This is a genomic window from Denitrobacterium sp. (assembly GCF_056180635.1).
In genome coordinates, this window is record NZ_JAZZJS010000068.1 from 1 (window position 1) to 13,548 (window position 13,548).

General features: G+C 60.5%; 12 protein-coding genes and 2 tRNA genes. 2 read left to right on the forward strand and 12 right to left on the reverse strand.

Annotated features, from left to right (window positions below):
• From AC04P6_RS06000 to AC04P6_RS06055, 12 genes are all read right to left on the reverse strand, one after another.
• Nucleotides 1-698: cytochrome ubiquinol oxidase subunit I (locus AC04P6_RS06000; RefSeq protein ID WP_475565713.1), on the reverse strand; the 698-nt coding region annotated here is incomplete at its 3' end.
• 131 nt (nt 699-829) lie between these two features.
• On the reverse strand, nt 830-2,167 hold the full coding sequence (locus AC04P6_RS06005; protein WP_475565714.1) for a coproporphyrinogen III oxidase family protein: 1,338 nt from the start codon (nt 2,165-2,167) through the stop codon (nt 830-832).
• A 79-nt stretch (nt 2,168-2,246) separates the two neighbouring features.
• Nucleotides 2,247-3,539 (reverse strand): phosphoribosylamine--glycine ligase, encoded by a 1,293-nt coding sequence (gene purD, locus AC04P6_RS06010; protein ID WP_475565715.1) that lies wholly within the window; start codon nt 3,537-3,539, stop codon nt 2,247-2,249.
• An 84-nt stretch (nt 3,540-3,623) separates the two neighbouring features.
• On the reverse strand, nt 3,624-4,916 hold the full coding sequence (locus tag AC04P6_RS06015) for an adenylosuccinate synthase (RefSeq protein WP_475565716.1): 1,293 nt from the start codon (nt 4,914-4,916) through the stop codon (nt 3,624-3,626).
• 91 nt (nt 4,917-5,007) lie between these two features.
• Entirely contained in the window at nt 5,008-7,227 is a 2,220-nt protein-coding gene (locus AC04P6_RS06020) for an ATP-binding protein (RefSeq protein WP_475565717.1), read from the reverse strand.
• Complete coding sequence (locus AC04P6_RS06025; RefSeq protein WP_475565718.1) at nt 7,220-8,485, reverse strand: metallophosphoesterase family protein; 1,266 nt, start codon at nt 8,483-8,485, stop codon at nt 7,220-7,222. The genes AC04P6_RS06020 and AC04P6_RS06025 overlap by 8 nt, the downstream gene beginning before the upstream one ends.
• 28 nt (nt 8,486-8,513) lie before the next feature.
• A complete protein-coding gene (dnaB, locus tag AC04P6_RS06030; protein ID WP_475565719.1) occupies nt 8,514-9,902 on the reverse strand; it encodes a replicative DNA helicase in 1,389 nt (462 codons plus the stop codon).
• A gap of 216 nt (nt 9,903-10,118) precedes the next feature.
• On the reverse strand, nt 10,119-10,661 hold the full coding sequence (gene rplI, locus AC04P6_RS06035) for a 50S ribosomal protein L9 (RefSeq protein ID WP_475565720.1): 543 nt from the start codon (nt 10,659-10,661) through the stop codon (nt 10,119-10,121).
• A gap of 15 nt (nt 10,662-10,676) precedes the next feature.
• Nucleotides 10,677-10,940 (reverse strand): 30S ribosomal protein S18, encoded by a 264-nt coding sequence (gene rpsR / locus AC04P6_RS06040; protein ID WP_066660609.1) that lies wholly within the window; start codon nt 10,938-10,940, stop codon nt 10,677-10,679.
• Nucleotides 10,941-10,961: 21 nt separating this feature from the next.
• The gene (locus AC04P6_RS06045; RefSeq protein ID WP_475565721.1) at nt 10,962-11,435 is read right to left on the reverse strand and encodes a single-stranded DNA-binding protein; all 474 of its coding nucleotides are present in this window, start codon (nt 11,433-11,435) and stop codon (nt 10,962-10,964) included.
• Between the two features lie 51 nt (nt 11,436-11,486).
• A complete protein-coding gene (rpsF, locus tag AC04P6_RS06050; RefSeq protein WP_475565722.1) occupies nt 11,487-11,780 on the reverse strand; it encodes a 30S ribosomal protein S6 in 294 nt (97 codons plus the stop codon).
• 256 nt (nt 11,781-12,036) lie between these two features.
• Nucleotides 12,037-12,558, reverse strand: coding sequence for a hypothetical protein (locus AC04P6_RS06055; protein ID WP_475565723.1), 522 nt, complete (start codon nt 12,556-12,558; stop codon nt 12,037-12,039).
• A 177-nt stretch (nt 12,559-12,735) separates the two neighbouring features.
• Here AC04P6_RS06055 and AC04P6_RS06060 point away from each other — a divergent pair.
• Together AC04P6_RS06060 and AC04P6_RS06065 are read left to right on the forward strand one after the other, a co-directional pair.
• Nucleotides 12,736-12,827: transfer RNA gene (locus AC04P6_RS06060), tRNA-Ser, on the forward strand.
• A gap of 585 nt (nt 12,828-13,412) precedes the next feature.
• A tRNA-Ser gene (locus tag AC04P6_RS06065) sits at nt 13,413-13,505 on the forward strand.
• Nucleotides 13,506-13,548: the final 43 nt, after the last annotated feature.

Consider the following 13,548-nt stretch of genomic DNA (forward strand, 5'->3'; position numbering starts at 1 on the left):
AGCGCGCACGTGGCGACGATGGCGATGGCCAGGCCGGTCTTCATGGTCTTACGCGCGAAGCCGTCGTTCGTGCCCTTCAGGTAGTAGTAGGCCGCCACGGCGATGGCGCAGAGCCCGCCTATGACCAGGGCGGCGGTTACCGTATGGAAGTAGCGCAGGCCCGTCGTTGGATTGAACGCCGCGGCGAAGAAATCGGTGAGCACCGCCTTGGAGCCATCCGCCGCAAGCTCGGCGCCTGCGGGGGTCTGCATCCACGAGTTCGCAATGAGGATCCACAGCGCCGAGAGGCACGAGCCGAACCACACGAGCCAGGCCGATACGCAGTAGAACTTGGGCGACACCTTGCCGCGCCCGAACAGGAGCACGCCGAGGAACACCGATTCCAGGAAGAACGCGAAGAGCGCCTCGGCGGCCAGCGGGGCGCCGAATATGTCGCCCACGAAGCGCGAGTAATCGGCCCAGTTGGTGCCGAAGGCGAACTCCATCGTGATACCCGTTGCCACGCCAACCGCGAACGTGGTGGTGAAGATCTTCACCCAGAATCGCGCGGTAGCTTCATCGGAGGCATCGCCCGACTTGTACGCGCGCGTTTGCGCGAGGGCCATGATGAGCCCCAGGCCAATGGATAACGGCACGAATAAGAAATGATATGCCACGGTGAATGCGAATTGGAACCGCGACAGGACGACAACATCCATCCCTACCCCTTTCAGCCCACCTGCTCGATAGTGTTCAGAATATCACGGAATCTGCACAATTCATACCGCCGCAAATAGAAGCGGCGCGATAGAGATTCCATCGCGCCGCAGAGGATGTATGGGAACGCAGGCTATGCCTTCGCTGGAATCTCCAGCTTGACGTCGTGAGCCGCCGCGCAATCCTGGCCGTCGCCGAAGATGAGATCGTGCTCGAAACCGGTGAGCTTGGCACGCGCCTGATCGCGCAGGTTGTTCACGCCGATGAAGAACTGGCGCATCATGGCCACCAGCAGGTAGCGGCCCTTGGGAGAAAGCGTGATTTCGCTTTCGTTGTTCACGTCGAACGCGCCAACGGCCGTCATGAAGGCCATTTCCGCGGGCAGTCCACGCTCAACCGATACGCCGAAGTCTTCCTTGAACTGCTTCTTGTCGAGACGCAGGCCAAAGAGCTGCATCATGAAGCGATAGCGCATGAGGTTGCGACGCGAGAACTGCTGCATGTCCTTCACGGACAGCTTGCCCGCAGGAACGACCTCGTTGTACTCGGTGACGCTGAACGTGTTCACGTACAGGCGGCCGTTCAGATACGTGATGCCGCCGCTTCCAAGCGCGGGGTATTCCTCGTAATCGACCACGTACTCGTCGATCATATCGCCAGCAGAGCGGTCGAACGTCCAGGCGCTCGACATATCGAATCCACCGTCGGTGAGGGCGCGCCAGATGATGTCGTAGAAACGCGCTTCGCGGCTGTAATCGACCGCACCCACGGAAGCAGCCAGGGAACGCTCGACCGAAGGCGACGCCATGAGCGGGTAGAACGTCGTCTGCGTTGCACCGCTTTCCAGAACGTATGCCAGGTCGGTAAGGAGCATCTCCTCGGTCTGGGCCGGGAAGTTGAAGATCATGTCGACGTTCATCGACTGGAAGTACGGCGAAGCCACCTTGATGCGCTCGAAGATTTCCTCGTTCGTGCCGTACTTTTCCAAACGACCCATCTGCTTGAGCAGGCCGTTATCGAAGCTCTGAACGCCCACCGAAAGACGCTGCACGCGGCCTTCCAGTTTCTCCAGGTACTCGGGGATGAGGTGGTTCGGGTTCGTTTCGCTGGAAACCTCGCGGATGGAGAACAGCTCGCGTGCGAGGTCGATGGTGCGGCACAGCTCGTCGATCATGATGGTGGGCGTGCCGCCGCCCACGTACACGCTGTCGAAGTCGTAGCCCTTATCGGCGAGCATGCGCATTTCAGTACGCAGGTTCTCGAAATACGGCTTCGCGCGGTCTTCCGCGAAGGGAAAGCGATTGAACGAGCAATACGGGCACAGGCGCTCGCAGAAGGGCACGTGCATGTAGAGCATGTAGCGCTTCCCCGGCTGAGGTCCCGGAATATCACGCTCTTCGCAGGGGGAAAGCTTCAGGAAATCATCCATGAACGCGCGAACGACGCGCGAGAGAATTCGTTCTTCAAGCATTGTCGAAATCCTTCTGTACACACAGGGGACGCTTGCGCGTCCCCGTACTTACCTACGTTGCCCCCCCCTGATTGAGCTGTTAGTCCCAGGAAGCACGCCCCGCGGCAGCCTTCGCGCCAATGTCGGTGCGCAGCTGCTTGCCTTCGAAGTTGATGCGGTCGCATGCTTCGTAGGCGCGCTCGCGCGCCTCCTCGAACGAGCTGCCAAGTGCAACAACGTTCAAGACGCGGCCGCCGTTGGTGATGAGCTCGCCATCGGCGTTGAATGCGGTGCCCGCATGGAACACCGTCACATCGGGCAGCTGCTCGGCCTCGTCGATGCCGAGGATGACCTTGCCCTTCTCGTACGCGCCAGGATAGCCCTCGCTGGCCAGGACGACGCAAACCGCCCATTCATCGCGCCAGGAAAGCTTGATGCTTTCGGGCTCGCCCTTTGCGACGGCTTCCATGATGTCCACCAAGTCGCCTTGCAGACGAGGAAGGATGACCTGCGTTTCGGGGTCGCCGAAGCGGGCGTTGAATTCCAGCACCTTCGGGCCTTCGGGCGTGAGCATGAAACCGCCGTACAAAACGCCGCGGTAATCCTGCTCGAAGGGCTCGCGCGCCGTTGCAGCGGCAGCCTCTTCCATGACCTTCGTCATGGCAGCCAGCTCTTCATCGGTGACGATGGGCACGGGAGAATACACGCCCATGCCGCCCGTATTCGGACCGAGGTCGCCATCGTAGGCACGCTTATGATCTTGCGCGGTGGCCATGCAGAACGCCTTGCCGCCGGAAACGAATGCGAGCAGCGAGCACTCGGGGCCCGTGAGGCATTCCTCGACGACCACGCGGCTGCCAGCTTCGCCAAATGCGCCGGTGAAGCAGCTGCGCACCGCGTCGACGGCCGTCTCGACGTCGCCCGCCACGATAACGCCCTTGCCTGCGGCCAGGCCGTCGGCCTTCACCACGATGGGAGCGCCCATGTCACGCACGTACTGCACGGCAGACGCTTCATCGGTGAAGGTGCCATATGCAGCCGTGGGAATGTTGTTGTCCTGCATGAAGCGCTTGCTGTACGTCTTGCTGCCCTCGAGCTGGGCACCCTGGGCGCTGGGACCGAACACGAGCACGCCCGCTTCGCGCAGCACGTCGGCCATGCCGGCCACAAGAGGAGCCTCGGGGCCAATGACCACCATATCGATGTCGTGATCGCGGCAAAAACCCGTGAGGGCGTTTCCGTCGGTAATGTCGAGACCGGAAACGTTTTCGGCAACCTGTGCCGTACCGCCATTGCCGGGAGCAGCATACAGGGTGCTGCAACGCGGCGAACGAGCCAGCGCCCAGCAAATGGCGTGCTCACGTCCACCGGACCCCAGTACCACGATGTTCATGTTGTTAGCTCCTTCTTCCATTCACGATGATAGGTGAACATAACATACGGCTTCGCTCCCTAGGGGGGCGAAGCCGTTACAGTCTTACGAATACCAGCCGCGGAAAATCGTCTGGTCGCGGTCGGGACCGACGGCGATGATGCTCATGGGCACGCCGACCTTTTCCTCGAGGTACGTGACGTACGCCTGTGCGTTGGCCGGCAGCTCCTCGAACGTGCGGCAGCCGGTGATGTCCTCGCCCTTCCAGCCGGGAAGCTCCTCGTAGATGGGCTTCACGTGGTCGGGATAGAGCGCCGTCTGCTGCATCGGGAAGTAATCGTAGCGCTTGCCGTCGGCTTCGTAGCCCACGCACACCTTGATGGTGTCGAACGCGGAAAGCACGTCGAGCTTGGTAAGCGCCATGTCGGTGAGGCTATTGCAGTCGGCAGCGTAACGCGCGATAACGGCGTCGAACCAACCGCAGCGGCGCTTGCGACCGGTGGTTACACCGTATTCGCCGCCGATTTCGCACAGGGCGTCTCCATCTTCGTCGAAGAGCTCCGTGGGGAACGGACCGCTGCCCACGCGCGTGATGTACGCCTTGGAGATGCCGATGACGCGGTCGATGGCCTTCGGGCCAACGCCCGTGCCGATGCATGCGCCGCCCGCGCAGCAGCTGGAGCTGGTGACGAACGGGTACGTACCATGGTCGATGTCGAGCAGCGTCGCCTGAGCGCCCTCGAAGAGAATGTTCTTGCCCTCGGCCAGCGCGGAGTTCAGAAGCTGCGCGGTTTCGGCCATATGCGGGCGGATGATGTCGGCGTACGGAAGGTACTCGTTGCAGATCTGGTCGACCGTGTAGGGGGCCAGACCATACACCTTCTCGAGAATCTGGTTCTTCAGCTCCAGGGCCGTTTCCAGCTTCTGGCGGAAGATGTGCTCGTCGAGCAGGTCCTGAATGCGGATGCCCGTGCGCGCGGCCTTGTCCTGGTAGCAGGGGCCGATGCCGCGGCGGGTGGTGCCGATTTCGTTCTTGCCCAGGCGCGTTTCGGATGCGCCGTCGAGGTCGATGTGATACGGCATGATGACATGCGCGTCGCAGGAAATTACCAGGTTCTCGCACGAGATGCCCTGAGCCTCGAGCTTCGCCATTTCATCGACGAGCACGCGCGGGTCGACCACAACGCCGTTGCCGATGACGGGCGTGATGCCCTCGTACATGACACCCGAGGGGATGAGATGCAGCGCGAGCTTCTTGTCGCCGTGGATAACCGTATGACCGGCATTGTTACCGCCCTGATAGCGGACTACGTAATCGAAATCCCGCGAGATGAGGTCGGTGATTTTGCCCTTGCCTTCATCGCCCCACTGGGCGCCGACGAGCACGGTGCTGGGCATGGTACTTCCTTTCCTTAGAAGAAAAAGCGGAGGTTATCGCGAGCGCCCCAAACACCTGCGTTTGAGCTGAAAACGCCCTGCGCCTAACCCGCTATGCACAATCGCCCATTATATATGACAGGTCGACCACATGAACCCGCTCGGACACATCTTGCATAAGCCTTACAACTTCCCTATGACAGGTGAGAACGATGACCTGCCTGCGCTGGGCGAGGAGGGCCAACGCACGCGCGGCGCCCTTCCTGCGCGAGGCGTCGAAGTTCACCAGAATGTCGTCCGCAACGATGGGAACGTTTACGCCCACGTTACGCGCCGTCATGAGGAGCGCGATGCGAAGGCTGAGGTAAAGCTGCTGGCACGTGCCCAGCGAAAGCACGTCGATGGCGCAGGGTTCGCCATTGGCGCGCACCGCCTCCAGCGCGCCCTCGCTGCTGATGCGCACCTGCGACCACGCCCCATCGGTCATGAGCGAGAACAGTTCGGAGGCCTGGCGGTACACCGCCGGCTGGCTGTCGCCCTCCCATGAGGCGATGGCCTGCTCGAGCATGCGCCGCGCCAGAAGCAGGCGCGCGTAGTCTTCCAGCGCATCCTGCATGCGCGTACGCAGCATGTTCTGCGCGAGCTTGGCCTCGTCGAACGACTTGGCATGACGTGCCTGCCCCAGGGTTGCCGAAAGCTCGCCGTAACGGGCATTCACGCTTTCCATGGTGCGAATCTGGGCGTCGCGCTGCTCGGTGCGCAGGCGCAGGCGCTCCTCGATTACGGAAAGGGGCGCGTCGTCTTCCTGCCCCAGCTGGGTATACGCTTCGTGGCTATCCGCCTTGCAACGCTCGAGCGACCGTTCGAGCGACGCGCGCTGGGATTCGATGGACTGGCGGCGCTGCTCGAGCACGGTGGCTTGCGCACGCAATTCCGCCGTTTCATCGAGCAGGGCGCGAGCGCGACGGAGGCTGCCCTTCGCGCGCTGCATTCCCGCATCGGCGAGATACGCCTCCACCTCGCGGCGATGCTCCTCCAAGGCCTCTTCGCTCACCTGGAGCTTTCGCTTGTCCTTCTGCATGACAAGCTGTGAATCGCGCAGGCGCGCGGCAACGTCTTCCTCCATGCGGTTCGGGCGGAAGAGCATCACGATGGCCGCGAGCGCCATGATGACGGCCGAGACCACAAGAAGGATGCCGAGCGTGGTGATCGACAGGCTGGCAATATGGCGTCCGCGCACGAAGACGTACGTTCCCGCCACCGCAAACAAAATGGGAAGCACGGCGGAAAGAGCCAGCTGAAGGCGCTTCTGACGCGTGGCCCTATCCTGGATGCGCTTGACGTCGTCAGCCTCCTGAAGCGCTTCGTGGCCAGCCTCCGAAAGCGCGTAATCCTGCTTCGCGAGCGCCACGCTATGCTCCAGGCGATTGCGTTCCTCGGCCATATCGTCGAGCGAGTCGCGCATCGTGCGCTCCTCCACGGCATCGAAGCGCAGGTAGCGCTCGTTACGACGCCGATCAAGCTCGCGCTCTTCCGCTTCGAGCTGAGCTTCCTGCTCACCGAGCGCTTCAAGGTCGTCCGTTAGGCGTTCTACCTGGTCTTTCGAGTGCAAAAGCGTTTCTCGCTGAGCGGTGATGGCCTCGATTTCCTGATTGAGGCGCACCACGGCGCGCTGCAATTCGACCCTGCGCTTGGCAAGCTCGGCCATTTCGCCGTCTTCGCGACGGTAGCGGGCAGCCTGCGCCTGAGCCTCCTTCACCTGCTCGCGCACCTCGTCGAGACGCGCCTGGATATTGGCGATGGAATGCGGCTTCGAAGCCGCACGCGAGAAGCAATCGGAAAGGGACGTATTCAGCGCGCGCACCGCTTCCGCAGGCGACGATGCCGTGCCCGCGCCGGCGGTTAGCAGGCGCGACGTGACATCGCCCACATGCCCGAGGCTGCGGAGCTCGTCGGAATCGAGCGAGAAGATCGTGCCGTACGTTTCGGCGTCGATGTCGTCGATGACATGCGGATGCGGGTCGGGCTTGATGCCCTCGGCATTGCGCACGCGCGTGCACCTGATGACGCCTTCGCCTTCCACCTCGTCAAACTCAAGCGTCACCGCGCGCTCGGAATGCGCGGGGCGATACGTGTTGCGATTGGCGCGCGCATCGGGCCAGCCGAACAGCACTCCGCCAATGGCCGAGGCCAACGTGGTCTTACCCGACTCGTTCGGCCCATACACCACGTTCAGGCCAGGCTCGAAGGGCCCCACCTCGTGGCGCGCAAATGCACCATAGGCGTCCATGATGACGCGTTTCAGGAAATGAGTGCCCAGCCGATTAGTCATCGTTGGGACCTCCCAGCAAATCGAGAACCTCTTCTTCGGCCTCGCGAATCAAGCGATCGATATTGCGCACGCATGACGATGGAAGCTGCAGGCTATGAGCCAGAAACTCGCGCTGAAGATAATCGACCTGACTGCACGGGTCGACTTCCATGCGCGCAGACTGAGCGAGCAGCGCCGAAGGGAACAGCCCCTCGGACGCGAGCGCCTCGCGGTCGACGGGCTGGCGCGTGCGGTCGATGAGGGCGTCGCAGAAAAACGCAGGGTACGCGTCGTTGATCTGCTGGCGCAGGTCGTCGACCACGCCGGGATGGCGCAGGATGCCATGCAACGGCGTCTTTCCCACCAGCGTTACGCGTTCCACCATTTCCTCGCACTGCGCGTGACCGTTCGCAACGAACAGCTCGCGCATGATGGCATCGTGGCAATCGGTGAGCGTGGCGCACTCGGTGATATCCACCGTGAGCTTCTGCCACACCACGCTGGCCAGGGGAACGAATTCCGCCTGATTGGGTGCATCTTCCTCGAGCGTGACCACGTAGCAGCCACGCGGGCCCGTTTCCTTGATGTCGCGCCCCTGGATGCACCCGGAAAACACCAGATGCGGGTCGGTGGGCGTATCGAAATACGGTTGGTGGATATGGCCCAGGGCCCAATAGTCGAACCCAGCCGCACGCAGCTCGTGCGGGTCGGTGGGGGCCTTGATGTTGTCGAGGTGGAGCCCCGTATGCAGCACGCCTACGCCAAATGGCGCACGCACGCCCAGCGCGCTTTCCGCTGCAGCCTTCGTAATGCCCGCAGCGAGGTTCTCGTCGGACGAAACCGTCTGATTGTAGTAGCCGCGCCCGCCAAGCACGCACAGGGGCTCGCCGTTGCGCTCGTACAGGAAGAAGCCAGGCTGCGACGCCGGGAACATGTGAACGTTATCGGGCAGGCTCACGTATGAGTTCTGCCAGCTGGTATACGGATCGTGATTGCCCGTACAGAAGTACACGGGGATGCCCGCCTGGGAGAGCTTCTTCATGCCATCGGCGAAATGCAGGACGTCGCGATACGAAGGCTGCGCGGCGTCGAAGATGTCACCCGCGATGGCCATGAAGTCGACTTCCCTATCGATGGCTAGATCGATAAGGCGATCGAACGCCTCGGGGATGGCCTCCACCATGCGGTCCGCCCATGCGGGCGAGAGGGCGCGCAGGCCCCGGAAGGGAGCGCCCAGGTGAAGGTCGGCGGTATGGATCCATGTAATGCGCTTGCTCATAGACAGAGTGTAGCGCACTCAAGCGCGATTAGATGCCCCCGAATCGACTGTCGTCGATGAAGTTGCCGAATGCAGTGTTCTCGGCGGACCAGGAAAGCGTGATGTCGCGCGTGGCGCCGTTACGGTGCTTGGCCACGATGAGGTTGGCCGTGCCCAGGTCGGGGCGCTCATCGGATTCCGCTTCCACTTCGTCCATGCTTCGGTCGATGAACATAACGATGTCGGCGTCCTGCTCGATGGAGCCCGATTCACGAAGGTCGGAAAGCATCGGTCGCTTGTTCTTGCCACGCTGCTCGACGGCACGGGAAAGCTGCGACAGTGCGATTACGGGCATGTCCATTTCCTTGGCCAGAACCTTCAGACCACGACTGATTTCACCAACCTCGACGGCGCGGTTGCCGTCTTTGCGCGCCTGCGGCGGGTTCATGAGCTGCAGGTAGTCGACGATGATGAGGCCCTTTTCCTTGTTGCGGAGCTCGCGACGTGCCTTGGCGCGCGCTTCCAGAATGGAAAGCGAGGGCGTGTCGTCGATGAAGAGCTCGACGCTGGAGAGGCGCGTGATGGCGTCGGCCAGAGCCTGCCAATCGGATTCGCCCAAGAAGCCACCGCGCACCTTTTCGAGGCTGATGCGCGCTTCGGCGCAGAGAATACGCTGCACCAGCTGGGACGCACTCATTTCCAACGAGAAGAAGGTGGTGGGGAAACCGGCTTTCGCCGCGTTCGTTGCAAGGTTCAGAGCGAACGACGTCTTGCCAACGCCAGGGCGCGCGGCGAGGATGACGAGATCGCCGCCACGGAAGCCGTGGAAGAGGTTGTCGACGTCGGTGAAGCCAGTAGGAACGCCAGCCATATGCGATTTCTGCTCGGCGAGCTTCGTGATGTCGTCGAACGCTTCGGTGAGCAGGGTGTTGATGGGCGAGAACGACGAGGAGACACGCTGCTCGGTTACGCCGAAGAGCGTCTTTTCCGCACCCTCGACCACTTCGTTCAGGTCGTCGGGGGCGTCGTAGGCCATCGCCGTGATCTGCGCGGAGGCGCGAATGAGGTCGCGCAGGATGGAGGTGCGCTTCACGACATCGGTGTGCATGATCCAATTCGTGAGAGCGAACGTGTTGTCGGCCAGGTCGACCAAATACGACTTGCCGCCGGCTGCTTCCAGCTGACCGGCAGCACGCAGATTTTCCGCCAGGGAAATTTGGTCGATGGGCAGGTTGCGCGCATGCAGCTCGCACATACTGCGGAAGATGATCTGATGGGAAGGACGGTAGAAGTTTTCCGGGATGAGCTTTGAGGCGACTTCGTCGATAGCTTCCTGGTTGAGCATGCACGCAGCGAGAACCGACTGTTCGGCCTCGATGTTATGAGGAGTTTCCTTCGATCCGCCCTTGGAAAGAGCGGGTTCATTGTACTCGGGCATGCGCTTCCCCTATTTCCTTCTACTCAGTGTAACTCCGACATAGTACACCAGATTGCATTCCAATATAACCGCTGTTCAAGTGGCATTTTTGTGGTCGAATCACGGTGCTGTGTTTTCCACAACGGCAAAATGAAAACCCCCTTGGCACTACCTGTGCCTTCGGGGGTTTTCCACATTTTCCACCGCGCGAGACAGTGGAAAAGAAATTTGGCTGAACTATTCAGCGGCCTCTTCGGCAGCCTCTTCTTCAGCAGCTTCCTGCTCGGGAGCTTCCTCGATGATGCCAGCTGCGGCAGCTGCGGCAGCGATGGCCTCGGGGTCGCCAACGATCATCTTGATCGTGGCCTTGATGTCGCGATGCAGGGAGACCGTAGCCTCGTGCTCGCCAGCCGTCTTGATCTGAACCTTGAGGTCGATCAGGCGACGGTCGATTTCCACGCCCAGCTGATCCTTCAGCGCGTCGGCGATCATCTGAGCGGTGACGGAACCAAAGAGCTGGCCCTCTTCGCCCACGCGAGCGTCGATCTGGACGGTGGTGCCGTCGAGAGTTTCCTTCAGCTGGTTGGCGGTAGCCGTGCGGGTCTCTTCGCGCTTGGCGATGTTGTGACGGCGCATTTCCAGCTGCTTCAGGTTACCCTTCGTGGCCCTGACAGCCACCTTCTGCGGGAGCAGGAAGTTGTTGGCGAAACCGTCGGCAACTTCGATGACGTCGCCTTCGACTCCCCTCCCCTTCAGCTCTTGAAGCAAAATAACTTTCATGGCTATCCTTTCGAACTAACCGCGATTGCGGCGGTCGCCACGGCCGCTGATGGACGGCACGGCGTACGGCATGAGAGCCATTTCGCGGGCGCGCTTCACGGCGTTCGCGATGTCGCGCTGATGCTGGGTGCAGGCACCCGTGACGCGACGAGGCTTGATTTTACCGCGGTCGGTTACATATTTACGCAGCATCTGGGTATCTTTGTAGTCGATGTACTCAGTGTTTTCCTTGCAGAACTGGCAGTACTTACGACGAGGCTGCTTCACGTAATCAGACATTACATACCTCTTTCGTGATCCCTAGAACGGGATGTCTTCATCGTAGACCGAAGCATCCACCGCAGGCTGGGGCTGCGCGGGGGCTGCAGCAGGCTGACTGTAGCCGCTGTTGCCACCAGCATAACCACCGTTGTTGTAGCCGCCATTGTTATAGCCGCCGTTGTCGCCACGCGGGGTCATGAATTCGATTTCATCGACGATGACCTCGAGTTTGCTGCGCTTCTGACCATCGCGTTCCCACTGGCTCCAGCGAAGCTTGCCTTCGATGGAAACCTTGCTTCCCTTGTGCAGGAAACCGGAAATGCTCTGGGCACGCGAGCCGAACATGGTGCAGTCGACGAAGTTGGGGTAGTCTTCCCACTCGCCCGTCTGCGGGTTCTTGCGACGATCGTTCACGGCCACGCCGAAGCCCAGAACCGCCATGCCACTGCTGGTCTGGCGAAGGTCGGGGTCGCGCGTGAGATTGCCGCTGATAACAACTCGATTGATGCTCATAGTCTCTTCCTATCCTTGCTTAGAGGGCGAACCCTCTCCGAACAAATACGCTTAGTCGCGGTCGGCGCGGCACACGATCATGAAACGCTTCACGGCATCGGTAATGCCCAGCACGCGATTCAGCTCTGCAATGTGTTCGGGTTCTGCATGGAAGTTTACGAGCGTGTAGTCACCCTCGTTCAGACCATCGATTTCGTACGCAAGCTTGCGCTTACCCCACTCCTCGGTTTCATCGATCACGCCGTTGCCTTCGGCAATCGTGTTCGCGATACGCGTGGAAACGTTGGTACGGGTTTCTTCGTCGATCGACGGAGCGACGAAATACAGCAATTCATAAGCCTTCATCAGCTCACCTCCTCCTGTGGACTTACGGCTTCGGGCATTCATTCTCTTCCCGAAGCAGGAATAGCTTTGTCATACTAACAAACGCATATTGCACACGCAAGCACACGTGTGGGGCCTTCCACAAAACCTGCAGCCGTAACCCGAACGGTTTCCTACAGCATGCACGGACGCTCTAACAATGCGATGCGAGAAAAGTCGCACCAGGGTCGCATAAAAATAGCGGCCGGATAACCAGCCGCTAACCATAGGCGATTTGCTATTCCGCAGGCTCTTCCGCAGAATCCTGCGCACCCTCTTCGGCTTCGCCTTCAGCGGGCTCGGGCACATCGGGCGTGAGCATCATGAAGTTCGGCGCCGGCCCGATGTACACCGGCCGCGAGGTGACCTTGGGAAACTCGCCCTCGGCCTTGGCTTCTTCGTACAGGTAGCCGATTGCATAGCCTTCGGGCTCGCCCGAAATGCCGCCCTCGGCAATGAGGGCGTCCTTCGTGCCATCGTCGGTTTCCACGTAGCCGTCGTAGCAGAACGCGTACGCATCGGCGCCGCGCACATTCTGCACGGTGTGGCGCGCCAGGTTGAAGCACTGCTGCGTATCTTCCGCAGGGTGCGACTCCAGGAACAGGTTCTCCTTCACGGCAAGCGCGGTGAAGGGAACGACGTCCTGGCCCGACTCCAGGCGCTCGCGAGCTTCCTTCAGCGAGGCGATAAGGACAGCCTGCAGGCGCTCGGGGATTTCGGGAATGTTCTCGAGCGTATCTTCAACGATTCTATCGGCCATGGAGCCTCTCCTTTCGGGCACCCAGCGTACGCGCCGGTGTTCTCTTTGCTTGTAGTATAGGTTATTTCAAACACGCGGTTTTGAATAAACGGCGAAGACAAAAAACGCATTTGCCGTATCGCGTTCCAATGCTGTATACTTCGTTATCGCTGCTTTCGCAGTAGCACATTCGGTTATGGAGAGATGTCCGAGCTGGCCGAAGGAGCACGATTGGAAATCGTGTATGCCCCAAAAGGGTATCTGGGGTTCGAATCCCCATCTCTCCGCCATGAACATTATGCAGGTTCCGAAAGGGACCTGCTTTTTTATTTCCCGATCGCGCCGTCCTGCCAGGGATGCCCTTCAGGTCACCCGCTCCGCTGTTCGCTCGGTTTCGCCCCTCGACGGGGCGAAACCATCGCTCATGCGCTGCGCTGGTTCATGCCTTTACTTGCACTCAGCTAAGCTGAGCGCATTAGCTGGCGTTCACAGTGACCTTGCGGGCATCCCCGGCAAGACGACAATCACCAGCATAGAAGCGAACCCTCTCCGCCACCCTCCCATTCGCATGGCGGAGCGCTGGTAGGCTCTTCGGGTGGGCTTGGGATAAATTATCGGGGCATCGAATCTTTCCTTTTTTCAGAAAAGGCACTTTTCGATAGGTGGCTCACGCGGATTTCAGCTCGAGCCTCTTCTCCAACTGGGATTATGCGATAAAAACGTCACGCGCACCCCTTCCTTTTCCGGAAAAGAAAGGGGCAGGGACGACGGGCCACGCGCTCATCCGAACAATTACCCAGACAAATTTCTGTACGGATTGTTTCTCCCGTTGTCGCAGACACGCAAAACTGATACCATACGCAATTGCACCTCACGGAGGGGTGGCAGAGTGGTTGAATGCGGCGGTCTCGAAAACCGTTTTACCCGTAACCCGGGTAACGAGGGTTCGAATCCCTCCTCCTCCGCCAGTGTACATACAGCAGGTCCAGCAATGGACCTGCTTTTTTGTTG